Below are 26,719 nucleotides of genomic sequence, written 5' to 3' on the forward strand. Positions count from 1 at the left end.
CGCTCAGCCGGGAATCTCGCCGGCCGACGGCCCCCAGACATCGGTCATGGCAAAACCGGAGCCCAGCGGATCGAAGGGATCGAGCGCCACCGTCTGCTGGCCGAAGGTGAAGCCGCGCCCGCTGATGGTCGGGATCACCGCCGCGCGCCCGGCGATCTCGGTAAGCCCTGACAAACCTACCCGGAATTCCGAACCGATGATGGAGCGCGAGGTGAAGACATCGCCTTCCTTCACCTTGCCACGCGCAAACAGCGTGGCGAGATTGGCGGAATTGCCGGTTCCGCAGGGCGAGCGGTCGGCCCGGCCCGGCCACATGGTGGTGCAGGTGCGTACAGCGCCGTCCGGATCGACATCGCGGAACATGACATAGGCCACACCGGAGACGGCCGGAATGGTGGGATGCACCACCGGATAGGCGGCATTCACCTGCGCCTTCAGCTCCATGCCAGCCGCCACGAGAGCGGCTGCATTGTGCTTCTCGATGGTAAGCCCAATCTGACGAACGTCGACAAGCGCATAGAACACACCACCATAGGCGAGATCGAGGGTCAGGCTGCCCCAGCGTGTGTCCAGCACCACGTCGAGCTGCTCGACGAAGGAGGGCACCATGGTGAGTTCCACCCGCTCGCAGCGGCCCTCACGGCAGGTCGCGCGTGCCTTCACCAGACCCGCCGCCGTCTCCAGCGTCACGATGGTCTCCGGCTCGCGCATCTCCACCATGCCGGATTCGAGGAGTGCCGTCGTCACGCAGATGGAGTTTGATCCTGAGCTTGCATGCGCCTGATCCGGCTGCAGGATGACGAAGGCCGCATCGGCCTCCGGATGGGTCGGCGGCAGGAGAAGATTGACGGAGCCGATCGGATTGCCGCGCGGTTCGAGGCACAGGAAGCGGCGCAGGTCCTGCCCCTTCGGATCGCTGTTCAGCCAGGCAAGGCGTTCCGCGGTCGAGGCGCCGGGGATCTTCGGTACGCCGCCAATCGCCACCTTGCCGATTTCCCCCTCGGCATGCACGTCCAGCAACTGCATCGTCCGTTTCCAGCGCATGACTTTTCCTTCCCTGCCCTTCAGCCGCAGATGGTGCGACGGCGCCCATATTGCGCCGCATGGCTTCGCCCGCAAGCCGGTGCATTTGCTTTTTCCGTCCCGATACCGCATCAGGGAAGCGGAATAAGGGACATGCCATGCTGACGATTTTCGAAGAAGCGGCCCATGCGGCCGGACGCGTCATCCTTGAGGTCTATGCCCGCGGCTGCGCGGTGGAGACCAAGCCGGATGCGACCCCGGTGACGGAAGCCGATATTCGCGCCGAGGAGACAATCCTCGCCCTGCTCGCCCGCCATCTGCCCGACATTCCGGTGGTTGCGGAGGAAGAAGTGGCGGCGGGCCGTGTGCCGGATGTCTCCGGCGGGCGCTTCCTCTTGATCGATCCGCTCGACGGCACGCGCGAGTTCATCAGCCGCAACGGCGAATTCACCGTCAACATCGCGCTCATCGAAAACGGCGTGCCGGTGGCCGGCGTGGTGCATGCCCCCGTGCTGGGGATCACCTATCTCGGCGGCGCCGACGGCGCGGAGAAACTGACGCTGGACGAGGCGCTGCAAACCATCGACCGCCGGCCGATTGCCGTCCGCGCGGTCGCAACGCCACCCGTCGCGCTGGCCAGCCGCTCGCATCAGGACCCGGAAACGGCAGCCTGCCTGCAGCAGCTTGGCGTGCGGGAGTGCCGCAATATCGGCTCGTCCCTGAAATTCGGGCTGCTGGCCGAGGGCTTGGCGGATGTCTATCCACGCTTCGGCCGCACCATGGAATGGGATACGGCGGCGGGCGATGCCGTATTGCGGGCAGCGGGCGGCGTCACGCTTCAAATCGACGCAACGCCGCTGATCTATGGCAAGCGCCAGCGGCCGGACATGGCGGATTTCGCCAATCCGGCCTTCATGGCCTGGGGTCGCCGCGAAGTCTGAGGCGGAAGCCCGCCTCAGACAGCCACGGAATGCCGCGCGGTGCCGCGACCGAAATATTCGTCGAAGCGGGAGGCGATAGTGCGCACGAACATCTGGCCTTGCGGCAGCACCTGGAAACGGTCCCCGTCGAAGAGGATAAAGCCGTCGGTGTCCTGCTGGTGAATGCGGGCGGCTTCAGCCTGGACATGTTCGGCCACCGGTCCGTGGCGCTGCTTTAAATCATGCACCGAAAAGCCGTAAGAGCACATCAGCGCCTCGATGGCATCGCCCACGACGCGGTCGATATCGCTGAGGCCAAAGCCACGGGCCACCGGCAGGCGCCCCTCATGCACATGACGCATGTATTCGCTGGTCGCGACGATGTTCTGCACATAACCGGCATCCACCCGCCCGATGGCCGAGGCGCCGAAGCCGATCAGCGCCGGTGCGCGGTCGGTGGTATAGCCCTGGAAGTTGCGCTTGACCGCCCCCTGTTCCTGCGCGCGGGCAAGACTGTCGCCAGGACGCGCGAAATGATCGATGCCGACGGCGAGATAGCCGGCCGCCTGCAGCCTGTCGCCGATCAGGCCCACCATTGCAAAACGCTCTTCGATGCCGGCCAGTGCCTTTTCATCGATCAGCGTCTGATGCTTCTTCATCCACGGCACATGGGCATAGCCGAAGATGGCGAAACGGTCGGGCTGCATGGAAAGCGCCATGTCGAGCGTCTTTGCAAGGCTGTCGCGCGTCTGGTGCGGCAGGCCGTAGACCACGTCGAGATTGATGCCGCCGATGCCGAGTTCCCTGAGCAGGCTGACCACCCGTTCGGTCTGGCGGAAGCTTTGCGGACGGTTGATCGCCGTCTGCACGGCAGTATCGAAATCCTGCACGCCGACGCTCGCCCGCGTCATGCCGAAATCGCGCCAGGCGGCCAGCTTGATGGCATCGACATAACCCGGATCGATCTCCACGCTGACCTCCAGCGTGCTCTCCAGATCGAAATGCCGCTCCAGCACCTGACGCAGCCGGGCCAGATCCGCGGTGGACAGGATCGTCGGAGAGCCGCCGCCGAAATGGATGGCACTGACCGTGCGGCGACGCGGCAGGCAGTGGGCAACCAGCGCAATCTCGGCAATCAGCGCGTCCACATAGGTCGCCACCGGATCATAGCGGCGCACCTGCTTGGTGTGACAGCCGCAATACCAGCACAGACGATCGCAGAAGGGAATGTGGAGATAGAGCGACAGCGGCGTGTCGTCCTCCTCCCCCGAGAGCCATCCGGCATAGGTTTCGGCATCGACGCCATCATGAAAATGCGGCGCGGTGGGATAGCTCGTATAACGGGGCACGGGGGCCGAATAACGACGGAGAAGTTCTGGCTGCATGATCCCTTCCTTTCAAAGCCAAACTAGGAAGGGAATTTCGACCCGACCTTGATCAAGATCAATTTTGCCCCGGCGGAAGTCCGGCACACAGACACTCAGGAAGGTGAGACGCCATGGACATCAGCCGCCACGACATTCACAGCTGCGAAATTCCGAGCCTCTGCAAGGCCTGCGAGGTGCGCCACAAAGGCATGTGCGGCGCCCTGAACCCCGACGAGCTGACTCTGCTGTCGCGTCACACGCGCCAGATCGAACATCCCTCGGGCGAGGAACTGGTCGGCGAAAGCACGCATGTGGAAGCCTATGACAACATCATGCGCGGCGTGGTGAAGCTGTCGAAGACGCTGGAGGATGGACGCCAGCAGATCGTCGGCCTGCAGTTCGCGCCGGATCTCGTCGGCCGGCTCTATGCCAGCGAAAGCCCGATGACGGCGGAGGCCGCCTCCGATGTCGAAGTCTGCCGCGTGCCGCGTGCCACGCTGGAACGGCTGATCGACCGCAACCCGGCACTGCGCAAGCGGCTGATGGAACAGGCGCTGCGCGAACTGGACGAGGCGCGCGACTGGATGGTGACGCTCGGCCGCAAGACGGCGGCGGAAAAGGTAGCAAGCCTCTTGCTGCTGATCGCAACCCATCTCGATCCGGATGCCACCGGCGAGCGGCGGATCTTCGACCTGCCGATGTCGCGGCTCGACATTGCCGATTATCTCGGCCTGACCATCGAGACCGTCTCGCGCCAGTTCTCCCGCCTGAAGAAGGACGGCATCATCGCCATCACCGCCAACCGGCACATCGAGGTGCTGAGCCTTGCCAAGCTGCAGGCCCGCTGCGGCTGACACCGGCCGGCAGGCGCAGGATGACGCTTAATTTTTCACCCCACCCTGACGAAGATCAAAAAAGCGCCAGCCTGTCGCTTACGGCGCGAGCAGGACGCCCAAATTTTATTGATCATCCGGTAAATTTTTGACCTTTTGATAAATTTTTCCGAGGCCGATTTTGCAAGCCCTTGATTGAATTGACATTTATCAAGCTGGCACGCCGATTGCTTTTCTTCTGACAGAACGGGGCCTCGCCGCCCCACCTCAGAGGGAGCAACACAATGGAAATTGGCGTCTTCATTCCGATCGGCAACAATGGGTGGCTGCTGTCGGAAAATGCCCCGCAATACAAGCCGAGCTTCGAGCTCAACAAGGCGATCACGCTGAAGGCGGAGCAATACGGCTTCGACTTCGCACTGTCGATGATCAAGCTGCGCGGCTTCGGCGGCAAGACGGAGTTCTGGGACTACAACCTGGAAAGTTTTACGCTGATGGCCGGCCTTGCCGCCGTCACCTCGAAGATCAAGCTGTTCGGCACGGCTGCAACGCTCGTGATGCCGCCGGCGATCGTTGCCCGCATGGCAACCACGATCGATTCCATCTCCGGCGGGCGTTTCGGCGTCAACCTCGTCACCGGCTGGCAGCGTCCGGAATACAGCCAGATGGGTCTGTGGCCCGGCGACGACTATTTTGCCGACCGCTACGAATATCTCACCGAGTATACGACCGTTCTGAAGGAGTTACTGACCACCGGCCAGTCGGACCTGAAGGGCAAGTATTTCCAGATGGACGATTGCCGCATGAAGCCGGTGCCGCAGGGCGATGTGAAGCTGATCTGCGCCGGCTCTTCCAATTCCGGCATGGCGTTTTCCGCTCAGTTTGCCGATTACAGCTTCTGCTTCGGCGTTGGCGTCAATACGCCGAAGGCCTTTGCGCCGACCAATGAACGCCTGCTGGCGGCCACGGAAAAGACCGGTCGCGACGTACGTTCCTTCGTGCTGACGATGGTGATCGCCGAAGAAACGACCGAAGCCGCTTTTGCCAAATGGGAGCACTACAAGGCGGGCGCCGACGAGGAAGCGATCAAGTGGCTCGGCCTGCAGAGTGCTGCCGATACCAAGTCCGGTTCCGACACCAATGTGCGCCACATGTCGAACCCGGTTTCGGCCGTCAACATCAACATGGGCACCCTGATCGGCTCCTATGCCGAAGTGGCGGCCATGCTGGACGAGATGAGCGAAGTGCCCGGCACCGGCGGCGTGATGCTGACCTTCGACGACTTCCTGGAAGGTATCGAGAAGTTCGGCAAATATGTGCAGCCGCTGATGAAGAGCCGCGCCCATGTCAACCAGATGCTGGAGGCCGCCGAATGAGCGAGGCCGTTGTTGCCGGCTACCAGCCGCGTCCGGAGCTGACGAAAAGCGTCACGCTTCCGGCACGCCCAGAGCCGATCACCCTGAAACCGTCGGAAACGGCCGTCGTCGTGGTCGACATGCAGAATGCCTATTCGACCGAAGGCGGCTATGTCGATCTCGCCGGCTTCGACATTTCGGGCGCCAAAGGCACGATTGCCAACATCAAGAAGACGCTGGACGCGGCACGCGCCGCCGGCGTGCTGGTGGTCTATTTCCAGAACGGCTGGGACAAGGACTATGTCGAGGCGGGCGGCCCCGGCTCGCCCAACTGGCACAAGTCGAATGCGCTGAAGACCATGCGCAAGCGCCCCGAACTGCAGGGCCAGCTTCTCGCCAAGGGCACCTGGGACTATGCCATCGTCGACGAACTGCAGCCCAAGCCCGGCGACATCCTGGTGCCGAAGACACGCTATTCCGGTTTCTTCAACACCAATATGGACAGCGTGTTGCGCGCCCGCGGCATCCGCAACCTCGTCTTCGTCGGCATTGCCACCAATGTCTGCGTCGAAAGCTCGCTGCGCGATGCCTTCCACCTCGAATATTTCGGGGTGATGCTGGAGGATGCAACGCATCACCTCGGCCCCGACTTCATCCAGCAGGCGACCGTCTACAACGTGGAAAAATTCTTCGGCTGGGTATCCACCGTCAACGATTTCTGCGGCGCGATCAGCCAGGCAGCTCCTGCCGACGCCGCCGAATGAACAGCAACCATCAACAACGGAGAGAGTGAGAATGCCGAAGACCATCGTTGTTCCGGAAGGCACGCAGAAGCCGATCGCCCCCTATTCGCCCGGCACCCTTGCCGATGGCGTGCTCTACGTGTCCGGGACCCTTCCCTTCGACAAGAACAATGACGTGGTGCATGTGGGCGACGCCGCCGCCCAGACCCGCCACGTGCTGGAAACCATCAAGTCGGTCATCGAAACCGCCGGTGGCACCATGGAGGACGTGACCATGAACCACATCTTCCTGACCGACTGGTCCAACTACCAGGCGATCAACAAGGTCTACGCCGAATATTTCCCCGGCGACAAACCCGCCCGCTACTGCGTGCAGTGCGGTCTGGTGAAGCCGGATGCGCTGGTGGAGATCGCAACCGTGGCGCATATCGGGAAGAAGTGAGCGACTGAACGAGAACGCCCCCCCCTCTGGCCCGCCGGCCATCTCCCCCACAAGGGGGGGAGATCAGCAGGAAGCACCGCCTCGATACTCCTTTGTCCTCTGTGTAGACCGTACTCACTGTTCAGCATGGATAAGAGGGCAAGCGGGCAATTGTTTGGCTGATCTCCCCCCCTTGTGGGGGAGATGGCCGGCAGGCCAGAGGGGGGTGCCACCCTGAACCGCTGAGAGCAAGCACCCCATGCATTACGACATCCACGGACTGACCGCGCCCGACGCGCCCACCATCCTGCTCTCCTCCGGGCTCGGCGGATCCGGTGCCTACTGGACCCCGCAGATCGCAGCGCTGGCGGAGCGCTTCCGCGTCATCACCTATGATCACCGCGGCTGCGGCCGCACGGGTGGAACGGTTCCGGAAGAAGGTGGCATTGCCGCCATGGCGGATGACGTGCTTGAGATCGTCGCGGCGCTGAAGCTCGAAAAATTCCATTTCATGGGCCATGCGCTGGGTGGCCTGATCGGCCTCGATCTGGCGCTGCGCCGACCGGACCTGATTGACAGGCTTATCCTCGTCAATGCCTGGAGCAAGGCCGACCCGCATTCCGGGCGCTGCTTCGACGTGCGGCTCGAACTGCTGAACCGCTCCGGCGTGGAAGCCTTCGTGAAGGCACAGCCGCTGTTTCTCTATCCCGGCTGGTGGATGAGCGAAAATGCCGAGCGTCTGGCGGCGGACGATGCGCATGGCCTCGCGCATTTCCAGGGCAGGGAAAATGTCAGCCGGCGCATCGCGGCATTGCGCGCCTTCGACGTGGATGCGCGGTTGGCGGAGATTGGGGCCGAGACTCTGGTGGTGGCCAGCAGGGACGACCTTCTGGTGCCCTATACGCGCTCGCTGCGGCTGGCGGAGGGACTGCCGAGGGCCACGCTATCGCTGACGGACAGCGGTGCGCATGCCGTCAACATCGTCTATCCGCAGCCGTTCAACCGGAACATCCTTGATTTTCTGGCTCCGGCCGGCTGATCAGGCTAAGTCGATCCGCCCGCGATACCGGCGGGCCGTTGCCGGCAGGCACAGGAATTGCGATGCCTGCTGAACCGGCCCGCTCCGAAACCGTAGAAACATTCACCCGGCGCATGTCCGGCACCATCGCAACCGCCTGAAATGCCCCGTCTCTTCGTTTGATCGCAATTCCGGAGGCAAAATGCTCCGCGCATCTGCTGGAATTGCTCTATCCCATCTGGAGTTTTTGCATGTCCGCTGCCCCCGCCCCCCTGACCAGCACTGATGAGGACCGCCGGCTTGCCTATCGCAATGCCATGGCGCGCATGGCTGCGGCCGTGACGATCGTCACCACCGACGGACCGGGCGGCCGGGCCGGCTTCGCCGCCACTGCCGTCTGCAGCGTTTCCGACGATCCGCCGACCCTCATCGTCTGCCTCAACCGCGGTTCTTCCGCCTATCGGCCGGTCGCGGCCAATCAGGCGGTCTGCGTCAACGTGCTGTCGGCCGATCATGTCGAGGTGAGTCGGCTGTTCGGTGGCAAGACGCCGGTGGAGGAACGCTTTGCCGCAGCCTCATGGTCGGTCGGCGAAACCGGCTGCCCCCGCCTCGACGACGCCCTCGCCTCCTTCGACTGCCGCATCCGCTCGGTGGCGGATGGCAGCACGCATGACGTTCTGTTCTGCGAGGTCGAAACGATCCGCAGCCGCGCCGACGGTGATGCACTGGTCTACTTCGACCGCGGCTACCGCACGGTCTGATCGGGCGACACTGTCATTCAAGGAAAGGAGCCGCAACGCGACGCGTTGCGGCTTTTTATCGTTGTTGCTGCAGCGCAGCAAACAATTGCAAGAAGCTAAATACCTGCTCTCGCGCCAACTCGTCGTCACAATGTCAGGGAAAGTAAAGTGGCGCACCCGAAGAGATTCGAACTCCTGACCCCCAGATTCGTAGTCTGGTGCTCTATCCAGCTGAGCTACGGGTGCTTGCCTCACCGACTGTCCGTCGGCGATGGCGATCCTCTAAAGCGGTTCGATTTGGATTGCAAGCGATTTTGCCGGCCGGCCTGTCATTTTATTGCAATAAGTTTCCAACGAACTGATTTTAAACACTAATTTTCAGGCGCGCACGCGATACTCCTCGATCGCCACCGGCCTGTCGGGAATTTCGATGCGAAATTGCGTGCCCGGACCGGGCTTTTCGACCAGCGCAATCGTGCCGCCATGTGCCAGCACAAGCTCGCGGGCAATGGCAAGTCCGAGGCCGGTTCCGCCCGAGCGGGCGGAGCCGCGAAAGGCGGTGAACAGGTTCTCGCGCGCCTTCTGTGGCATGCCTGGGCCGTTGTCATCGACGGTGATGCTCACGACACTGCCGATGCGCTGGGCGCTGAGGAGGATGCGGCGCGGCTGGTCCTCCGCAGTCCTGCCGGCCTGCACCAGCGCCTGCATTGCATTGCGGCACAGATTATGGATGACCCGGAACAGTTGCTCGCTGTCGGCATCCACCTCAAGTTCCGGCGCGATCTGCTCGATGAATTCGATTCCCGCCTCCGGATCGATGGCCAGAATGTCGCGCACATCCTGGCAGAGATCGGTCAGCCGCAGCAGGCGACGCTTCGGCGCCGCCTCGGAGGCCTGGCCATAGGCCAGCACCTCGCTGGTATAGCCGACGGCCCGGTCGATCGTGCGCAGCAGCTTCGGCGCGAAGCTGCGCACCATGGGATCTTCCACATCCACCAGACGGTCGGACATCAGTTGCGCAGAAGCGAGGATGTTGCGCATGTCGTGATTGATCTTGGAGACGGCAAGCCCGAGATCGGCGAGGTTCTTCTGCTGCCGGAGCGTGCGCTGCAGCTGACGCTGCATGGCCGCAAGGTGTCGCCCCGCGACGTCCAGCTCTCCCTTGGCGCGCGCCGGACGGAAAATCCGCTCGGGATCCTCGGGCCGCTCGGAAAACACCTGCATGCCATGCGTCAGGCGACGGATCGGCCCGATCATCATGCGGTTGATCGCCAGATAGATCAGTACGGCCGTTACCAGCGAGATCAGCAGGGAAATGCCGAACATCAGCTTGGAAAAGGAAATCATCGCCTTGCGCAGCGCCGTGTCGGTCATCACCAGTTCGATGATCATGTCCGTCTCACCGATCGGGCCATAGACGCGCATCACCTTGTCGCCACCGAACAGCAGCGTGTCCAGCGCATGCTGCATGGCCTCCGGCATGGTCTCGCTGGCAAGATCATACTGCTCGTCCACCTGCGGCGGCACGTCGATGGCGGCCAGCAGCCGGGAGGTGCCGTCCTTGCGCAGCGCCAGAACCTTGGTACCGGTCGCCAGCAGCGTATCGTCCTGCACCTCACGCGGCAGTTCGGCCGGCTGCAGCCCATCGATGACGATGCCGGCGGCAGCGGCGGTGTCGAGCCGGTCGCGCAGCCAGGTGGTCCGCATGATCGAGATGGAGGGCACGAAGATCAGCACCTCGGCGAACATGACGAAGATCACGGTCAGCCACAACAGGCGGCCGGAGAGACCGTGAAAACGCCTCGGCATCGGCTGAAGGGGCAGATCCGCCTCGTCCTCCGGGCGCGATCCCAGCGGGGCGGAAGCCTCCGCCTGTTTCATCATGCGGATCTCCGTTCCTGTTGCACGCCAGCGCCCCCACGCAGCTGCACGACGCGTTCATCTGCCTGCATAATAATGATGCCCGGGAACTTTTTCCAGTCCTCGGGCATCAGGGTCTTTCAGCACTGTCCAAGCCGCACGGGCGCTGCGGGTCACGCTCAGAACTCTTCCCAGTTCTCCCCGGACGGGGCGACGGCAACGGCAGCCGTGGCGGCGGGCGCCGAGAAGGTGCGGGCAAGCGTGCCCATCATGCGCCGGGCAGGCGAAGCCTTGGGCGCCGCGCGCTCGTCGGCGACCCGCGGCACGGAAGCGCGCGGCTGTCCCGGCCCGGCGGAGGCATGCATCGGACGCTCGACCGCTTCCGTTCCGATGTTGAAGCGGGAGATCAGCGTGAAGAGCCCATTGGCCTGCTGCGACAGCCGGTGGGTTGCCGCGGACGTTTCCTCCACCATTGCCGCATTGCGCTGCGTGACCTGATCCATCTGGTTGACGGCGGTATTGACCTCCTGCAGGCCCGTCGCCTGCTCGCGGGCGGCCGTCGCGATGGAATGAATGTGGTCGTTGATCCCGAGCACACGCCGTTCGATCTCGTTCAGCGCCTGGCCGGTTTTCTGAACCAGCTTCACGCCGCCGGCAACCTCGTCGCCGGACTTGGTGATGAGCGCCTTGATGTCCTTGGCGGCATTGGCCGAGCGCTGGGCCAGTTCACGCACTTCCTGCGCGACAACCGCAAAGCCCTTGCCCGCCTCGCCGGCGCGTGCCGCCTCGACGCCGGCATTGAGTGCCAGAAGGTTGGTCTGGAAGGCAATCTCGTCGATGACGTTGATGATCTGGCTGATCTCGTGCGAGGCCTGCTCGATGCGCTCCATCGCCGAGATCGCGTCGCGGACGACCACGGCAGACTGGGCGGCACTCTGCTTGGCCTCGGTCACCATGCTGCTTGCCTCCTGCGCCCGTTCGGTGGAGGACTTCACGACTGCAGTGATCTCGTCGAGCGCCGCCGAGGTCTCCTCGAGCGCTGCCGCCTGCTGCTCGGTGCGCTTGGACAGGTCATCGGCGGCCGCGCGCAGTTCCTCGCTATTGCCGTTCATGTCGCCCGCGGTCGCACGGATTTCGGTGAGCGTGCGGCGAAGATTCGCGATCGCGTCATTCACGTTGAGCTGCAGCCGGGCGAAGGCGCCGCGGAAATCGCCGTTCATGCTCTGCGTCAGATCGCCGCCGGCCAGCCGCTGCAGCACCTCGCCCGTCTGCCGCAGGCCGGTATCGACCGACGACAGGAGCTGGTCGACATTGGTGGCGAAGCGATCGAGCGAGGGATCGCCGAAATGCTTGTCGATGCGGCGGGTGAAATCGCCTTCGGCGGCAGCGGCAACGACCTCGGCCATCCGGGCCTGCAGGTCGTCGTTCTGAACCCGCATGTCGCGCTCCTGCGCATTCATCCGGTTAACCTCGATGCCGTTCTGCTTGAAGATCTGCACGGCTGCGGCCATGTCGCCGATTTCGTCCGCACGGCCGAGGGAGGGAATATCGGTGCCGTAATTGCCGCCGGCCAGTTTCCGCATCGATTCCGTCAGCGCCAGGATCGGATCGCTCAGCGAACGGCGGGCCATGATGAGGCCGAAGGCGGCGCCGATGGCGACACCGGCAAGCGTGAAGGAACCGATCGCGTAAAACAGCAGCCTGCCGAACTGATGAAGCCCGGCCTGCACCGTTTCCAGCTCGGCCTTGTCCTGGGCGACGACGGCATCGATCTCGGCCTGGAAGTCCTTGCGGTTCTTGCGGTTGCCCTCGTTGTTGCCCTGCTCGTTGGCGGCTTCGGGACCGACCTCCTTGCCGAGGCGCACAGTCTCCGAACGGAAGGCGCGGAACTCCTTGGCGCGCTTGACGACGGCCTCGAAGGCAGGCTTCTGCTGCTCGGGGATCATCGGCTGCCATTCGGCCAGCAGCTTGTCCATCTGGTCGAGGCTCTTCATCAGGCCCGGACCGAACTTCTCGGTCTCGGCCGCCGTCTTCGAGGCATAGATGCCGCGCGCATCCATCACCACCGCCGTCACGATCCGGTTCAGGCTCTCACCCAGATGGGCGCGCTCTGCCGCAGACTGATAGGTGGCGATGCGCCGGCTGTATTCCGAGATGGCAAACAGTGATGTGCCGCCGACAATCAACGCGACCAGCCCCATCACACCGACCAGGAGGTTGATCTTGCCCCGAATTCTCATGTGGTTTCCTTCCAAAACACGTCCGACGGAAGAGGCAGACCGGCACTCCATTCCGACCTGCTTAATTTCGCAGCATCTGATTAAGAAATGTTTGCACGATCATTCGTGATCGGTTCGTGATGAGGCGCCGGCAACGAGCGACCCCGCGCCGATTGACTTTTGCGGCGGAGTCCTCTTATAAGCCGCCCACGTCCGGCTTTTCAGGCGCGCGCGAGCGCTTTCCTGTGCCGCAACGTCTCCATCAACGCTGTTGTCCCACAAGGGACAAACCCAAGAAGGGCCGCACACCGCGGTGTAAAATAAATGAAGCGTACCTATCAACCGTCCAAGCTTGTTCGCAAGCGTCGTCACGGCTTCCGCGCCCGCATGGCAACCAAGGGTGGCCGCAAGGTTCTGTCCGCCCGTCGCGCCCGCGGCCGCAAGAGCCTGTCGGCCTAAGGCCGGCCTGCCCGGAACGCGCGGGCGATGTCGTCTTCCGACGATGAAAACAAGACTGTCGGGCGGCTGAAGAGCCGGCCGCAGTTTCTTGCTGTCCGGGAGGGACAGAAGCGGCGTGGCCCGCTTTTCCTTCTGGAAGTGCTCGACCGCAAGGAGCCGGACAGCGCGCCCCGCGTCGGCTTTACGGTCACCAAGAAGCAGGGCAACGCCGTCGAGCGGAACCGCATGCGCCGGCGTCTGCGCGAGGCAGTCCGGCACTCGGCCCGGTTTGCAATGAAAGACGGTCATGACTATGTCATTGTCGCCCGACGCGAGGTGCTGACAGCTTCCTTCGCCGACATCACGGCGGCGCTTTCCGAACGCCTGGAGAGCCGACCGAAACCCAAGCGGTCCGAGGAGACCCGTTCCAGGAAAGCATGATGGAAAAGAACCGTAACTATTACATCGCGATTGCGCTTTCGGTGCTGATCGTCCTGGCCTGGCAGTTCCTCTATATGAACCCGAGGATCGAGGCACAGCGCGCCGAAGAGGCCGCGCGCGCCCAGCAGGTGCAGACACAGCAGGCGCAGAGCGCCTCGCCCGCGGCCGGTGAGGCATCGACCGCCGCCGGCACCGTGACCGGCAACCTGCCGGGCTCCACCCAGGCCGCCCCTGCAGCAACCCGCGAGCAGGCGCTGGCCAAGACGCCGCGCGTCGCCATCGACACGCCGGCCCTGAGCGGCTCCATCAACCTGACGGGCGCCCGCCTGGACGACCTGCATCTTAACGAATATCGCGAGACGGTCGATCCGAAGAGCCCGACGATCACGCTTTTGTCGCCGGCCGACACGCGCGACGGTTATTTCACCGAGATCGGCTATATTCCCGGCGAGAATGCCGGCAGCGTTCCCGGCCCAAACACCGTATGGACGCTGGCAAGCGGCAACAAGCTGACGCCGCAGACCCCGGTGACGCTGACCTACACCAATGACAAGGGCATCGTCTTCACCCGCACCATCGGCGTCGACGATCATTACATGCTGACCCTGACGGACAAGGTCGAGAACCCGACCGGCGCGCCCGTCTCGCTGTCCACCTATGGCCGCGTGACCCGCTACAACAAGCCGGAGCATCCGGCCGTCTACGTCATCCACGAAGGCTTCCTCGGCGTCATCGGCGCCACGAGCGGCCTGATGGAAGAAAGCTACAAGAACGTCGAGAAGGAAGCCTACAACAATCCGAAGGCGACCGGCGGCTGGCTCGGCATCACCGACAAGTACTGGGCGACGACACTTATCCCGCCGCAGTCGGTGCCTTACGAATCCCGCTTCATGCACTTCACAGACGGTCAGCCGCGCTATCAGGCCGACTACAAGACCGATGCGATCACCATCCAGCCCGGCCAGTCGACCGAGTTGAAGAACATGGTGTTTGCCGGCGCCAAGGAAGTGCCGCTGGTGGACGGCTACGAGCAGTCGCTCTCGATCCCGCGCTTCGACCTGCTGATCGACTGGGGATGGTTCTATTTCATCACCAAGCCGATGTTCAAGCTGATGGACTTCTTCTTCCGCTTCTTCGGCAATTTCGGCGTGGCGATCCTGTGCACCACCATCGTCGTGAAGGCGCTGTTCTTCCCGCTCGCCAGCAAGCAGTATGCCTCGATGGCCGGCATGAAGCGCGTGCAGCCGAAGATGGAGGAACTGAAGGCCAAGCACGGCGACGACCGCGTGGCGCTGCAGCAGGCGATGATGCAGCTCTACAAGGAAGAGAAGATCAACCCGATCGCCGGCTGCTGGCCGGTGCTCCTGCAGATCCCGATCTTCTTCTCGCTGTACAAGGTCATCTACGTCACCATCGAGATGCGCCATGCACCGTTCTTCGGCTGGATCCAGGACCTTTCCGCGCCCGACCCGACCTCGCTGTTCAACCTGTTCGGCCTGCTGCCCTACGACGTGCCGCATGCGCTTCTGATCGGCGTGTGGCCGATCATCATGGGCATCACCATGTTCCTGCAGATGCGCATGAACCCGACGCCGCCGGACCCGACCCAGGCGATGATCTTCACCTGGATGCCGCTGGTCTTCACCTTCATGCTGGCCTCCTTCCCGGCCGGTCTGGTGATCTACTGGGCCTGGAACAACACGCTGTCGATCATCCAGCAGTCGCTGATCATGAAGCGGCACGGCGTCAAGATCGAGCTGTTCGACAATCTCAAGGGCCTGTTCAAGCGAAAACAGGCCACCAGCAAGTAACAAGAGCCTTGGGGACCCCGGCATCGACCGGGGTCTTCTCTTTCCGGCCGGCCGCATGTGCCGCCGCGCCTTGACATGGCGGCCGAAAACCCGGAAGCCGGACGACAACCTGACCCGAGACAAAGACAGGCAGTACGGACATGGACGCAGCACAAGAGGAAAGGCCGCTTTTCGGCCGGCCGTGGATCTTCATCCGGGGCGTTCCCTCCATGAATTTCCTGCCGCCGCAGGGACCGCTGGAGGTGGCCTTTGCCGGGCGCTCCAATGTGGGCAAGTCCTCGCTGATCAATGCGCTGGTCGGCCAGAAAGGGCTGGCGCGCACCTCCAACACGCCCGGCCGCACGCAGGAACTCAACTTCTTCGTTCCGGAAGGCTATTCCGGTGAAGGCGACGACCTGCCGCCGATGGCGCTGGTCGACATGCCGGGCTATGGCTATGCCCAGGCGCCGAAGGATCAGGTCGATGCCTGGACCAAGCTCGTCTTCGACTACCTGCGCGGTCGCGCCACGCTGAAGCGCGTCTATGTGCTGATCGACAGTCGGCACGGCATCAAGAAGAATGACGAGGACGTGCTGACGCTGCTGGACAAGGCAGCCGTCTCCTATCAGATCGTGCTGACCAAGACCGACAAGATCAAGCCGCCGGCCGTGCCCCGCCTGATCGGCGAGACGACGGAAAAGATCCGCAAGCGCCCTGCCGCCTATCCGCAGGTGCTCGCCACCTCCTCGGAAAAGGTCGAGGGACTGGACGACCTGCGCCAGGCGATCGCCGAAACGGTCGGCTACCGGGCCTGATGCCACGCACGGCACCGGCGTGCCGCTGCCCCGCTCCACCGCGGCAACGCGATCCCGTCAGGGCGCGCCGACGACGCCTTCGGCGATGAAGCTGCCCGTAGGCTTGCCGCTCAGGGAGCCGCCATAGGCCTCGCGGCTGACGGCCAGCCTCACACCCGGCTTGAGGTGGGCGCGCAGTTCGTCCGGCACTTGCAGCTCTCCATCTCCCGCCTGCGGCAAGACGCCAAGCGAGACAGCCGGCGCGTTGCCATCAATCGCCCAGACTTCCAGCGACTGCTGCTCGGCGGCCACGGTGGCGATCGGGGCAAGGCTCAGGCGGCCTTCGCCGGTATCGTAGCGCGCGGCGAGACTGACCGGATTGTCCTGCCCCTTCAACTCCGCCAGCGGCCGCAGCGGGACAGGCGCCGTGCCGGTTGCCGGCGGATGCTGGCTGAAGAACAGCATGCCGACGAACAGGAAACCGAAGGCAAGACTGAGAGTCCGCCACAGCCCGATCGAGCCCCACAGCGAACCGAAGCGCGTAGGCCGGGCAAACGACTTCTGGCGGGCCGCGATCATCCGCCGTTCCACCATGGGCACGATAAAGTCCGGCGGAGCGAGCGCCTCATATTCGTCGTCGATCGGGGCGAGGTTCTGCTCCCAGCGCGCCACGATGGCGGCGAAGGCACGGTCACGGCGCATGCGGGCCTCCACGCATGCACGCCCCTCCGGCGACAGCACGCCCAGCACATATTCGCCGGCCAGCACTTCATCCCTGGCGCGATCGCCCTCGCTCTGGTTCGGACTGCTCATCGGTCCCTGCACTCTCTCGCCATGTTCACCCAATTCCCGACCTGCCGCGCAGCACCTGCGCCGCAACCGCCAGCGCCTGCCCCCTCACCCGGCCGAGATCCTCCTTCGCGCAGGCACTCCTCACACAGCCCGCAAAGGCGAAGGATCCAACGCGGCGCAGCGGCTGTCAATGCGTCATGCACGTCACGGCCCGGCATCTTTTCTGCCGGAGGATCGCAGTGCCCCCGGTTACGCCGATTTGTTGCGCGCGGATTATTTCCTCCGTCAAGAACATGGGTTACAAGGCCGGACCGCACGTTCCAGAGGTACATCATGTCCACGTCCGAAAGCGAGATGCAGGCCCAGCTGCTGGCGCAGGCTCTGCCCTACATGCAGCGTTACGAGAACAAGACCATCGTGGTGAAATATGGCGGCCACGCCATGGGCGACACCACGCTCGGCAAGGCCTTCGCGGAAGATATCGCGCTTTTGAAACAGTCGGGCGTCAACCCGATCGTCGTGCATGGCGGCGGGCCGCAGATCGGCGCGATGCTGGCCAAGATGGGCATCGAGAGCAAGTTCGAGGGCGGCCTGCGCGTCACCGACCAAAAGACGGTCGAGATCGTCGAAATGGTGCTGGCCGGCTCGATCAACAAGGAAATCGTCGCCCTCATCAACCAGACCGGCGAATGGGCGATCGGCCTGTGCGGCAAGGACGGCAACATGGTCTTCGCCGAAAAGGCGCGCAAGACCGTGATGGACCCGGATTCCAACATCGAGCGGGTGCTGGATCTCGGCTTCGTCGGCGATGTGGTGGAAGTCGACCGCACGCTTCTCGACCTCTTGGCCAAGTCGGAGATGATCCCTGTGATCGCGCCCGTGGCGCCCGGCCGCGACGGCGCCACCTACAACATCAATGCCGATACCTTTGCGGGTGCGATTGCCGGCGCGCTTCGCGCCGACCGCCTGCTGTTCCTCACCGATGTGCCCGGCGTTCTCGACAAGGACAAGAACCTGATCAAGGAGCTTTCCGTCGCGGAAGCCCAGGCGCTGATCAAGGACGGCACGATTTCCGGCGGCATGATCCCGAAGGTCGAGACCTGCATCGATGCGATCCGTGCCGGCGTGCAGGGCGTCGTCATCCTGAACGGCAAGACCTCGCATTCCGTGCTGCTCGAAATCTTCACCGAAGGCGGCGCGGGGACGCTGATCGTCCCCTGATTGCGGCCTGATCTCCGCGTTCAGAAGAACAGAAGACCGAGGATGCCTGCAACGATCAGCAGGCATCCCGCCAGTTCCAGCCGGTTGATCCGCTCCTTGAACAGGAAGACCGAGGCCATGAAGGTGAAGACCAGCTCGATCTGGCCGAGAGCCCTGACATAGGCCACCTGCTGCAGCGTCATGGCCGTGAACCAGCCGGCCGAACCCACCACGCCCGCGAGCCCGACCAGGGACGATGTCCGCCACGAGCGCACCACCTTGACGATCTCGCCGCGATCGGTGAGCAGCATCCAGCCCAGCATGAACAGCGTCTGGAAGCCCGTCACGCAGGCAAGCGTCACGGCCGCCTGCATCACCGCATTCGGGCCATCGAGCGACAGCGAGGCGCTGCGATAAGCCACCGCCGAAATGCCGAAGACCCCGCCCGAGGCAATGCCGATCAGTGCCGTCCGGCTGGTGAGCGAGCGGATGAGACTGGAGGCCGTCAGCGGCGAGCGGGCGACCGAAATGGTCATCACGCCAAGGACGCCGATCAGGATGGCGATCACGGTGCCAAGGCTCAGGCGCTCGCCGAGGATCAGAAGGCCGAACAGCGCCGCCTGCATCGGCTCCGTCTTGGAATAGGCCGTGCCGACCGTAAAGTTGCGCAGCGAAAAGAGATGCACCAGCATCATTGTCGCATAGATCTGTGCCAGACCGCCGATCACCGCCCAGATGGCGAAGCCGGGCGTCGGCACCGGCAACCGATAGCCGGCCAGAGCATGCAGGGCGATCACGTAGAGAACAGCCACGGGAAAGCCGTAGCCGAAGCGCACGAAGCTTGCCCCCCGCGTGCCAAGCGAGCCCTGCAGATGCTTCTGCAAGGCGGAGCGCAGGTTCTGCAGGAAGGCGGCGGCAATGGTGATGGGGATCCAGGGTTCCATGCACGTGCGCTAGCACGGGGTCCCGACAGCGCCAAGGCCGCCGCGACGGCAATCGGTTCGCCTGGCGGCCAGCACGCTTGCCGCCCGCCGCTTTGCCGCTTCCCTTTGCCGGCGCCCCGGTGCATAAAGCGGCCATGCCACAGCTCAACGCCATGCCGAACCCCGCCGATTTTGCCCATGTCCGCGACTGGGTGTTCGATCTCGACAACACGCTCTATCCGCATCACGTCAATCTGTTTTCGCAGATCGACCGCAACATGACGGCATTCGTGGCGGAACTGCTGCAGATGGAGAGGGATGAGGCTCGCGCCCTGCAGAAGCGCTACTATCACGAGCACGGCACCACGCTGAAGGGTCTGATGGTGCATCACGGCATCGATCCCAACGCCTTTCTCGAACGGGCGCATGCCATCGACTATTCGGCGCTGCTGCCGCACCCGGAACTCGGCGAGGCGATCAAGGCGCTGCCGGGCCGCAAGTTCATCTTCACAAACGGCACCGTCTCGCATGCGCAGGCAGCCGCGCGCGCGCTCGGCATTCTCGACCATTTCGACGACATCTTCGACATCGTCGCGGCCGATTACGTGCCGAAGCCGGCGGGGGCGACCTATGACAAGTTCGCCAGTCTCAACCGCGTCGACACCCGGCATGCGGCGATGTTCGAGGACCTGCCGCGCAATCTGGAAGCGCCGCGCGCGCTCGGCATGAAGACGATCCTTCTCGTGCCGCGCAATCTCGGCGACTTCGTCATCGAGCGCTGGGAACAGGCCTCCGCGGAAGATCCGAACGTCGACTACATGACCGACGACCTGACGGGTTTCCTGCAGGCACTGAACGCGGCCTGAGCCGCCAACCTTACCAAAGTTTCATCGAGATTACCGATGTTTAAGTGGTGAATGCCGACGGCGCGCCCTACCTTTTTCCTGAAACAGGAACCCAAGGAAAGGAAGCATGCCGATGAAGGCCCGCCAATTCGCCCTCGCAGCCCTCGGAGCCACCGTTCTGGCCGGCGCTGCAGCCTCAATCACCTTTGCCGCTCCCGGCGGACCGGATCGCGGTCCCGGCCATGGTCCCGCACGCGGCATGATGCAGGACATGATGTTCGTCCGCCTGCTGAAGAATGCCGATACCAACAAGGACGGCAAGATCTCCAAGGACGAGGTGCTCGCCTGGGGTGACAAGCTGTTCACCGAAATCGACACCAACAATGACGGCGTGGTGACGCCTGGCGAGCTGCGCAAGTTTCACGAAGCCCGCATGGAGGCATGGCGCGATGAGCGCCGTGCCGAGCGTCAGGCAGAGGGTCGCGGCCCGAAGGGCCCGGACGTTGCCGAAGGCGACAACCCGCCGCCGCCCGCCGACGGTGCGCCGGGTCCGCATGGCAAGGGTGGTCCCCGTGAGATGGCCGACAATGACGGCCCGCGCGGTCCCCATCACGGCCCTGGCGATGACATGCGCCGCGGGATGGGACCGCGCGGCATGATGCCCGGCGTTGCGCTGGTGCGGATGATCGATACGGATGAGAATGGCCAGATCAGCAAGGCCGAGGCGACCGAAGCGATGAACAAGATGTTCGAGCGCATGGATCGCAACAAGGATGGTTTGATCACCGTCGACGACCTGCCGGACCGCCCCCTGTAAGGTCCGCCGCCGACGTCCGGCCCGCCCCTTTCGCTCAGGGGCGGGCCTTTTTATGTCCGGATCAGCCGGCGTCGAGCTCGTAGAAGTCGGAAATCACCTGCCATGCCTCTTCTGCCGTCTCCACGAAGCTGATCAGCTCCATGTCTTCCGGCGCGATGGTGCCGAACTCCGCCAGCGCTTCGAAGTTGATGATCCTGCGCCAGAAGGCTTCGGCAAACAGGATCAGCGGAATCCGCTCCATGCGCCGCGTCTGGATCAGCGTCAGCGCTTCGAACAGTTCGTCCAGCGTGCCGAAGCCGCCGGGGAAGACGGCAATCGCCCGTGCCCGCATCAGGAAATGCATCTTGCGGATGGCAAAGTAGTGGAAGTTGAAGCTGAGCGCCGGCGTCACATACTGGTTGGGCGCCTGCTCGTGCGGCAACAGGATGTTGAGGCCCATGCTCGGCGCGCCGGCTTCGGCCGCACCGCGATTGCCCGCCTCCATCACGCCCGGCCCGCCGCCGGTGACGACGACGAATTCCTGATGCGCATGCCGGGCCGATTCCTCGGCACAGAAGACCGCGAACTTGCGTGCCTCCTCGTAATAGATGGATGCCTGCTGCAGGCTCCTGCGCTGCACCTCGTTGCGCGCGGCCCAGGGTTCCTCGCCGGGGGCCGGAATGCGCGCACCGCCGAACAGGACGACGGTCGACTTGATCCCCATTTCAGTCAGGATCATCTCCGGCTTCAGCAACTCGAGCTGCAGACGCACCGGCCGCAACTCATCCCGACACAGAAAGTCCTCGTCGGCATAGGCCAGCCGGTAGGAGGGCGACACCGATTGCGGTGTCTGAGGGATCGCGCGGGCACGCAGCTTGTCGACCGAGCTGTCCTTCAGCGGATCGAACACGCCGCCCTTGCGCCTCAGCCTTTCGCTCTTGCCCGCTGCCATGGGGTAATCCTCCACCTTATGCTCACAAAAAACAGGTTCTAACCCGCAATGGATTACGAATCCGTAGGTTCCCGCCGAAATGCCGGCGGCAGACGCAATCGCGCCCGCTCGTGCCTCGACGCCGCGCGACGCCAAACCACGTTGACGCCCGAGAGGCGGTCGCTTAGATCAATCCTCAAGAATTTGCCAGCCGGCAGAAAGCTTCCCCTCATCACGTTCCGTTTGACAGCCAAGGACTTCCGATGACCAGCCCCGCGAACCAGGACTTCGCCACCCTCGAAGCAACGATCGAAAACGCCTTCGAGAACCGCGACAGCGTGACCATCAGCACGAAGGGCGAGATCCGCGATGCGGTCGACGAGGCTCTGACGCTGCTGGACAGCGGCACGCTGCGCGTCGCTTCCCGCGGTGCTGACGGCACCTGGACGGTGCACCAGTGGCTGAAGAAGGCCGTGCTCCTGTCGTTCCGCCTGAACGACATGGAGGTCGTCAAGGGCGGCCCCGGCACCTCCACCTGGTGGGACAAGGTGCCTTCCAAGTTCGAAGGCTGGGGCGAGAACCAGTTCCGCGCCGCCGGCTTCCGCGCCGTGCCGAATGCCGTCGTGCGCCGCTCGGCCTATGTCTCGAAGGGCGTGGTGCTGATGCCTTCCTTCGTCAACCTCGGCGCCTATGTCGGCGAAAACACCATGGTCGATACCTGGGCGACCGTCGGCTCCTGCGCCCAGATCGGCGCCAACGTGCACCTGTCGGGTGGCGTGGGCATCGGCGGCGTTCTGGAACCGCTGCAGGCCGGCCCGACCATCATCGAGGACAACTGCTTCATCGGCGCGCGCTCCGAAGTGGTCGAGGGCTGCATCATCCGCGAAGGCTCCGTGCTCGGCATGGGCGTCTATATCGGCAAGTCCACCAAGATCGTCGACCGCGCCACGGGCGAGGTGATGTATGGCGAAGTACCGCCCTATTCCGTCGTCGTCGCCGGCTCCATGCCCTCCGCCAATGCCACGATGGCCAATGGCCAGCCGGCACCGCATCTCTATTGCGCCGTCATCGTCAAGCGCGTCGACGAGAAGACCCGCTCCAAGACCGGCATCAACGAGCTGCTGCGCGACTGATCGAAGGCATGATCCCGATGTCCGTGACGAACCCGGCCGACAACCTCGCCACCCTGATCCGTTGCCCCTCCGTGACGCCCTCGGAAGGCGGGGCGCTTGCCGCACTTGAGGCGATGCTGGCGCCGCTCGGTTTCAACGTCGAGCGCGTCACCGCCCGCGAGGCGGGGACTCCGGACATCGAGAACCTCTATGCACGCCTCGGGACGGATGGCCCGCATCTGATGTTTGCCGGGCATACGGATGTCGTGCCGGTGGGCGACGAGGCGGCCTGGACGCATCCGCCCTTTGCGGCCGAGATTGCCGGCGGAGAGATGTTCGGCCGTGGCGCCGTCGACATGAAGGGCGGCATTGCCTGCTTCGTGGCAGCGCTTGCCCGCCACATTAACAAGCACGGGGCCCCAAAGGGCTCGGTCTCCTTCCTCATCACCGGCGACGAGGAAGGCCCGGCGATCAACGGCACCGTCAAGCTGCTGGAATGGGCGGCAGAGAGGGGCGAGCGCTGGGACGCCTGCCTTGTCGGCGAACCGACCAATCCGGACCAGCTGGGCGACATGATCAAGATCGGTCGTCGCGGTTCGATCTCCGGCTTCGTCACCGTTCATGGCGTGCAGGGGCATGTGGCCTATCCGCATCTGGCGGACAATCCGCTGCGGGCCGTCACCACCATGGCCGCCGCGCTGATGCATCCGCCGCTCGACACCGGCACCGAGAACTTTCCGCCGACCAATCTGGAAGTCACCACCATCGACACCGGCAACCGCGCGACGAATGTCATTCCCTCGCGTGCGCGCTTCGATTTCAACGTGCGTTTCAACGACCTGTGGACCGCCGAAAGCCTGCAGGCCGAACTGCTGCGCCGGCTGGACGCGGCAGCGGCAGACCAGACGCTGCGTCCGGACCGTGCGCCGATCCGCTACGAGATCACCTGGTCGGAGCGGCCGAGCCATGTGTTCCTCACGCGCAACGATGCGCTGATTTCCTCCCTGTCCGGCGCCGTCGAGGCCGTGACCGGCAAGGTGCCGGTACTTTCCACCACCGGCGGCACCTCGGATGCGCGCTTCATCAAGGATTATTGCCCGGTGGTGGAATTCGGCCTGGTCGGCCAGACCATGCACATGGTGGACGAGCGGGTGGCGCTGGCGGATCTGGAGACGCTGACGACCATCTACGAGACCTTCATCGACCGCTGGTTCGCGCATGCGGCCAGCTGAGGAGATCCGCCATCACCTCGGCGGGCTGCTTCTGCTGGCACGCGGCGATGCCCGCGGCCTCTCTCATTTCGATATTTCCGACGAGGGCGTGATCGGCTCGTTCCGCGCTCTTCTCTATTGCCTGCCGGCCTTCCTCTTCTCGGCCGTGCTGTGGCGCATCGCCTTCCTGCAGGTGCTGCCCGATGCCGGACGCTGGCACATCGTCTTCGTCTATCAGGTTCTGGTGCTGAATGTCGCCACCTGGGGCGCGGTGCTGCTGTCGGCTTCGCTGGCCTGCCTTGCGCTTGGCCTTCGGCCGCTGGCGCGACCGCTGATCGTGATGCTGAACTGGGGCGGCGTCGCACTCGTTCATGGCGGCTACCTGCTGCTCCTGCCACTGTTTCTGCTGCTCGGCGGCAGCACGCTGTGGCTCTGGCTTGTGCGCCTTGCGGTGCTGGCATCGGCGCTTGCCGGGCTGCTGGCGATCGTCTGGCCGGTTGCTCATACCGTCATCGGCGGGCCGCGCTGGCGGCGGATCATGATCGTCGCCACCACTCTGCTTCTGCCCTGGTGGGTAAGCCGGACCCTTGAAATGTCGATGGGGCTGAATATTCCCTATGGCTGAACCAATCACCCCTCCCGGAGCCTTGTCGCTTGCCATCCTTCTCTGAAGTCAAACTCTACCTTTTCGGCCTGTGGCTGCTGGTCAAGGGCGACCGCGCGGGCTTCCACTATCTCGACCTGTCCGACCGCGGCATGATGCGGTCCTTCTGGGCAATTGCCTGGTGTATGCCGGCCATCGCCTTCTCCTGGGTCTGGTGGCGCTTCGCCTATATGCAGGGCCTGCCGCCAAGCCAGTCGCTGGGGGCCGTGTTCTTTATGCGCATGGCGATGCTGGAAGCGGCCAACTGGCTGCTGCCCCTGATCCTGGCCGGCGTGCTGGCATTGCTGCTCGATATCGGCCGCCATTTCCCGGCCATCGTGCTGGTCACCAACTGGCTGTCGCTGCCGTTTTCCTATCTCTACGGCGTGCTGAGCCTCGTGCTGGTGGTTCTGCCGGGGGTGACGGGCCTTGTCGCGCTCATCTGGCTTGCCGCCATCGTTGCGCTGATCGTGGCGATGTCGCGCATCTTCCGGATGGTGCTCGGCGAGCAGCGCCTGATGATCGCGACGATCACCATGGTGCTGATCGTGCCCTCACTCCTCATCTCCGATGTCCTGGAGCGTTTCCTGGACGTCTATCCGGGCTAACATCCCGGCATCCGGATAGTCCACCTGCATGAAATAGAGGCCCTCCGGCGGTGCGACCGGGCCGCAGGCCGCGCGATCGCGTGCATCGAGCGCATCGCGCACATCCTGCGGCGTCATCCTCCCCTCCCCCGCCAGCTTCAGCGTTCCGGCAAAGGAGCGGATCTGGTTGTGCAGGAAGCTCTGCGCGGAGGCGCGGATCTCGATCAGATCGCCGTGACGGGTGACATCCAGGCGGTCCAGCGTGCGCACCGGGCTTTTCGCCTGGCAATGGGCGGAACGGAAGGTGGTGAAGTCGTGATGGCCGACCAGCCTCTGGGCTGCCGCATGCATGGCCTCGTGGTCCAGTTCCTTCGCCACCCACCAGGCCCGCTTCGCCTCGATGGCAAGCGGCGATTTGCGCGAGATGATGCGATAGAGATAATGCCGCCTGAGCGCCGAAAACCGGGCATCGAAGACATCCGGCACGGCCTCGACGGAAATGATCGACACCTTTTCGCCGGCAAGCGCCAGATGGGCGTTCAGCGCATTGCGCAGCTTGTAGGGCGCCCAGTCGCGGGAAAGATCCGCATGCACGACCTGGCCCAGCGCGTGCACGCCGGAATCGGTGCGCCCCGCCGCGCGGATGCTGACCGTCTCCCGCGTCAAGGACAGGATCGCCCCTTCGATTGCGGACTGGACCGAATGACCGTTGTCCTGCCGCTGCCAGCCGACATAGGGCGTGCCGTCATATTCGACGGTCATCTTGAAACGCGGCATCAGGCGAGCCTCGTGCCCGATGCGAGCGGCGTGCCACGCAGGAACTCTTCGGCCGCCAGCGGCTTGCCGCCGGCCTTCTGCAGGCGCGTCAGCCGGATCGCACCCTCGCCGCAGGCGACCGTCAGGCGGTCATCGAGGATCGTGCCGGCAGTCCCCTGTCCTTCGGCCAGCGTGCTTTCGAGCACCTTGATGCGCTCCGGCTTGCCGTTGATCCCGGCCTCGAACCAGGCACCGGGGAAGGGCGACAGGCCACGGATATGATCATGCACCGCCTTGGCCGGCCGGGCAAAATCGATCCGCGTCTCACCCTTTTCGATCTTGGCGGCATAGAGCACGCCCTCCTCCGGCTGAGGCGTCAGCGGCAGGTCTCCCCGTTCCAGCCGCGCCATGGCTTCGACCATGGCCGTCGCGCCGACCTGCATCAGGGTGTCGTGCAGCGCGCCCGCCGTGGTGTCGGGGCCGATCGGCACTTCGGCGGTCAGCGCCACCGGGCCGGTATCCAGCCCCTTTTCCATCTGCATCACCATCATGCCGGTCTTCTCGTCACCGGCCATGATCGCCCGCTGGATGGGAGCGGCCCCGCGCCAGCGCGGCAGAAGCGATGCGTGACCATTGTAGCAGCCGAGCCGCGTCGCCCCGAGCACCTCGACCGGCAGCAGCAGGCCATAGGCCACCACCACGGCCACGTCGGCGCCCAGGGCACGCACATGGGCGCGCTCCTCGGCCTGCCTGAAGTTCACCGGCGTGAAGACGGGAAGCCCGAGCGCCTCGGCGGCCTGATGCACCGGGGACTTCTGCAGATCGAGCCCGCGGCGCCCGCCCGGACGCGGCGGCTGGGTATAGACCGCAACGATCTCGTGGCCGGCCTCCTTCAGTGCCTTCAGCGTCGGCACGGAAAATTCCGGTGTTCCCATGAAGATGATGCGCAGCGCCATGAAGT

General features: G+C 64.1%; 27 protein-coding genes and 1 tRNA gene. 18 read left to right on the forward strand and 10 right to left on the reverse strand.

All coding sequences use genetic code 11. The annotated features are described in order from the left end of the window. Positions 1 to 3: 3 nt before the first annotated feature. Positions 4 to 1,044: a proline racemase family protein gene (locus KLP42_RS19375; protein ID WP_215568603.1), complete on the reverse strand. Its 1,041-nt coding sequence runs from the start codon at positions 1,042 to 1,044 to the stop codon at positions 4 to 6. A gap of 137 nt (positions 1,045 to 1,181) precedes the next feature. Here KLP42_RS19375 and cysQ point away from each other — a divergent pair, with 137 nt between their 5' ends. Next, positions 1,182 to 1,964: a 3'(2'),5'-bisphosphate nucleotidase CysQ gene (gene cysQ, locus KLP42_RS19380; protein ID WP_215568604.1), complete on the forward strand. Its 783-nt coding sequence runs from the start codon at positions 1,182 to 1,184 to the stop codon at positions 1,962 to 1,964. 14 nt (positions 1,965 to 1,978) lie between these two features. Here cysQ and hemN read toward each other — a convergent pair whose 3' ends face one another. Further along, positions 1,979 to 3,328, reverse strand: a complete 1,350-nt coding sequence (hemN, locus tag KLP42_RS19385; protein ID WP_215568605.1) for an oxygen-independent coproporphyrinogen III oxidase — start codon at positions 3,326 to 3,328, stop codon at positions 1,979 to 1,981. Between the two features lie 113 nt (positions 3,329 to 3,441). Here hemN and KLP42_RS19390 point away from each other — a divergent pair, with 113 nt between their 5' ends. From KLP42_RS19390 to KLP42_RS19415, 6 genes are all read left to right on the forward strand, one after another. Then, a complete protein-coding gene (locus KLP42_RS19390; RefSeq protein ID WP_215568606.1) occupies positions 3,442 to 4,164 on the forward strand; it encodes a Crp/Fnr family transcriptional regulator in 723 nt (240 codons plus the stop codon). A 263-nt stretch (positions 4,165 to 4,427) separates the two neighbouring features. After that, positions 4,428 to 5,519, forward strand: coding sequence for a pyrimidine utilization protein A (rutA, locus tag KLP42_RS19395; RefSeq protein ID WP_215568607.1), 1,092 nt, complete (start codon positions 4,428 to 4,430; stop codon positions 5,517 to 5,519). Continuing rightward, positions 5,516 to 6,262 (forward strand): pyrimidine utilization protein B, encoded by a 747-nt coding sequence (gene rutB / locus KLP42_RS19400; RefSeq protein WP_215568608.1) that lies wholly within the window; start codon positions 5,516 to 5,518, stop codon positions 6,260 to 6,262. The genes rutA and rutB overlap by 4 nt, the downstream gene beginning before the upstream one ends. A 31-nt stretch (positions 6,263 to 6,293) precedes the next feature. Further along, positions 6,294 to 6,683 (forward strand): pyrimidine utilization protein C, encoded by a 390-nt coding sequence (gene rutC / locus KLP42_RS19405; RefSeq protein ID WP_215568609.1) that lies wholly within the window; start codon positions 6,294 to 6,296, stop codon positions 6,681 to 6,683. A 238-nt stretch (positions 6,684 to 6,921) separates the two neighbouring features. Next, positions 6,922 to 7,701 (forward strand): pyrimidine utilization protein D, encoded by a 780-nt coding sequence (gene rutD, locus KLP42_RS19410; RefSeq protein ID WP_215568610.1) that lies wholly within the window; start codon positions 6,922 to 6,924, stop codon positions 7,699 to 7,701. Positions 7,702 to 7,931: 230 nt separating this feature from the next. Continuing rightward, positions 7,932 to 8,441, forward strand: coding sequence for a flavin reductase (locus tag KLP42_RS19415; RefSeq protein ID WP_215568611.1), 510 nt, complete (start codon positions 7,932 to 7,934; stop codon positions 8,439 to 8,441). Between the two features lie 148 nt (positions 8,442 to 8,589). Here KLP42_RS19415 and KLP42_RS19420 read toward each other — a convergent pair. The 3 genes from KLP42_RS19420 to KLP42_RS19430 form a co-directional block, all read right to left on the reverse strand. Next, positions 8,590 to 8,666: transfer RNA gene (locus KLP42_RS19420), tRNA-Arg, on the reverse strand. Between the two features lie 132 nt (positions 8,667 to 8,798). Next, the gene (locus KLP42_RS19425) at positions 8,799 to 10,304 is read right to left on the reverse strand and encodes an ATP-binding protein (RefSeq protein ID WP_502941322.1); all 1,506 of its coding nucleotides are present in this window, start codon (positions 10,302 to 10,304) and stop codon (positions 8,799 to 8,801) included. A gap of 155 nt (positions 10,305 to 10,459) precedes the next feature. Further along, positions 10,460 to 12,520, reverse strand: coding sequence for a methyl-accepting chemotaxis protein (locus KLP42_RS19430; protein ID WP_215568612.1), 2,061 nt, complete (start codon positions 12,518 to 12,520; stop codon positions 10,460 to 10,462). Between the two features lie 303 nt (positions 12,521 to 12,823). On the opposite strand from KLP42_RS19430, the gene rpmH reads away from it, so the two are divergent. The 4 genes from rpmH to yihA all read left to right on the forward strand — a co-directional run bounded on the left by rpmH (position 12,824) and on the right by yihA (position 15,983). Further along, a complete protein-coding gene (rpmH, locus tag KLP42_RS19435) occupies positions 12,824 to 12,958 on the forward strand; it encodes a 50S ribosomal protein L34 (RefSeq protein WP_142880770.1) in 135 nt (44 codons plus the stop codon). Between the two features lie 27 nt (positions 12,959 to 12,985). Next, complete coding sequence (gene rnpA / locus KLP42_RS19440; RefSeq protein WP_215568613.1) at positions 12,986 to 13,378, forward strand: ribonuclease P protein component; 393 nt, start codon at positions 12,986 to 12,988, stop codon at positions 13,376 to 13,378. Beyond that, positions 13,378 to 15,189 carry a membrane protein insertase YidC gene (yidC, locus tag KLP42_RS19445; RefSeq protein ID WP_215568614.1) on the forward strand — a complete coding sequence of 604 codons (1,812 nt, stop codon included), beginning with the start codon at positions 13,378 to 13,380 and terminating at the stop codon, positions 15,187 to 15,189. The genes rnpA and yidC overlap by 1 nt, the downstream gene beginning before the upstream one ends. Positions 15,190 to 15,329: 140 nt before the next feature. Continuing rightward, positions 15,330 to 15,983 (forward strand): ribosome biogenesis GTP-binding protein YihA/YsxC, encoded by a 654-nt coding sequence (gene yihA / locus KLP42_RS19450; protein ID WP_215568615.1) that lies wholly within the window; start codon positions 15,330 to 15,332, stop codon positions 15,981 to 15,983. A gap of 57 nt (positions 15,984 to 16,040) precedes the next feature. Here yihA and KLP42_RS19455 read toward each other — a convergent pair whose 3' ends face one another. After that, on the reverse strand, positions 16,041 to 16,775 hold the full coding sequence (locus tag KLP42_RS19455; protein WP_215568616.1) for an anti-sigma factor: 735 nt from the start codon (positions 16,773 to 16,775) through the stop codon (positions 16,041 to 16,043). A gap of 312 nt (positions 16,776 to 17,087) precedes the next feature. On the opposite strand from KLP42_RS19455, the gene argB reads away from it, so the two are divergent. Beyond that, positions 17,088 to 17,975 (forward strand): acetylglutamate kinase, encoded by an 888-nt coding sequence (gene argB / locus KLP42_RS19460; protein ID WP_215568617.1) that lies wholly within the window; start codon positions 17,088 to 17,090, stop codon positions 17,973 to 17,975. A gap of 20 nt (positions 17,976 to 17,995) precedes the next feature. Here the strand turns inward: argB and KLP42_RS19465 are convergent, their stop codons facing one another. Beyond that, a complete protein-coding gene (locus KLP42_RS19465; RefSeq protein WP_215568618.1) occupies positions 17,996 to 18,898 on the reverse strand; it encodes an EamA family transporter in 903 nt (300 codons plus the stop codon). A gap of 134 nt (positions 18,899 to 19,032) precedes the next feature. Between KLP42_RS19465 and KLP42_RS19470 the strand changes: the two genes are divergently transcribed. Continuing rightward, on the forward strand, positions 19,033 to 19,743 hold the full coding sequence (locus KLP42_RS19470) for a pyrimidine 5'-nucleotidase (RefSeq protein ID WP_215568619.1): 711 nt from the start codon (positions 19,033 to 19,035) through the stop codon (positions 19,741 to 19,743). A gap of 106 nt (positions 19,744 to 19,849) precedes the next feature. Then, positions 19,850 to 20,539: a calcium-binding protein gene (locus tag KLP42_RS19475; protein ID WP_215568620.1), complete on the forward strand. Its 690-nt coding sequence runs from the start codon at positions 19,850 to 19,852 to the stop codon at positions 20,537 to 20,539. Positions 20,540 to 20,600: 61 nt separating this feature from the next. Here the strand turns inward: KLP42_RS19475 and KLP42_RS19480 are convergent, their stop codons facing one another. Beyond that, entirely contained in the window at positions 20,601 to 21,470 is an 870-nt protein-coding gene (locus KLP42_RS19480; protein ID WP_215568621.1) for an LOG family protein, read from the reverse strand. Positions 21,471 to 21,712: 242 nt separating this feature from the next. On the opposite strand from KLP42_RS19480, the gene dapD reads away from it, so the two are divergent. The 4 genes from dapD to KLP42_RS19500 are packed head-to-tail and all read left to right on the forward strand — an operon-like array spanning position 21,713 to position 25,023. After that, entirely contained in the window at positions 21,713 to 22,582 is an 870-nt protein-coding gene (gene dapD / locus KLP42_RS19485) for a 2,3,4,5-tetrahydropyridine-2,6-dicarboxylate N-succinyltransferase (protein ID WP_215568622.1), read from the forward strand. Positions 22,583 to 22,599: 17 nt separating this feature from the next. Next, positions 22,600 to 23,793 (forward strand): succinyl-diaminopimelate desuccinylase, encoded by a 1,194-nt coding sequence (dapE, locus tag KLP42_RS19490; RefSeq protein WP_215568741.1) that lies wholly within the window; start codon positions 22,600 to 22,602, stop codon positions 23,791 to 23,793. After that, positions 23,780 to 24,397 carry a hypothetical protein gene (locus tag KLP42_RS19495; protein ID WP_215568623.1) on the forward strand — a complete coding sequence of 206 codons (618 nt, stop codon included), beginning with the start codon at positions 23,780 to 23,782 and terminating at the stop codon, positions 24,395 to 24,397. Before dapE ends, KLP42_RS19495 begins: the two co-directional genes overlap by 14 nt. Before the next feature lie 29 nt (positions 24,398 to 24,426). After that, positions 24,427 to 25,023: a hypothetical protein gene (locus KLP42_RS19500; RefSeq protein ID WP_215568624.1), complete on the forward strand. Its 597-nt coding sequence runs from the start codon at positions 24,427 to 24,429 to the stop codon at positions 25,021 to 25,023. Here the strand turns inward: KLP42_RS19500 and truA are convergent. Continuing rightward, positions 24,970 to 25,779, reverse strand: coding sequence for a tRNA pseudouridine(38-40) synthase TruA (gene truA / locus KLP42_RS19505; protein WP_215568625.1), 810 nt, complete (start codon positions 25,777 to 25,779; stop codon positions 24,970 to 24,972). The two genes, KLP42_RS19500 and truA, sit on opposite strands and share 54 nt — an antisense overlap. Further along, the gene (gene fmt / locus KLP42_RS19510; RefSeq protein ID WP_215568626.1) at positions 25,779 to 26,714 is read right to left on the reverse strand and encodes a methionyl-tRNA formyltransferase; all 936 of its coding nucleotides are present in this window, start codon (positions 26,712 to 26,714) and stop codon (positions 25,779 to 25,781) included. Before fmt ends, truA begins: the two co-directional genes overlap by 1 nt. Between the last annotated feature and the right edge of the window lie 5 nt (positions 26,715 to 26,719).

Origin of the sequence: Rhizobium sp. CSW-27, assembly GCF_018760785.1 — a bacterium.
Lineage (GTDB): Bacteria > Pseudomonadota > Alphaproteobacteria > Rhizobiales > Rhizobiaceae > Neorhizobium.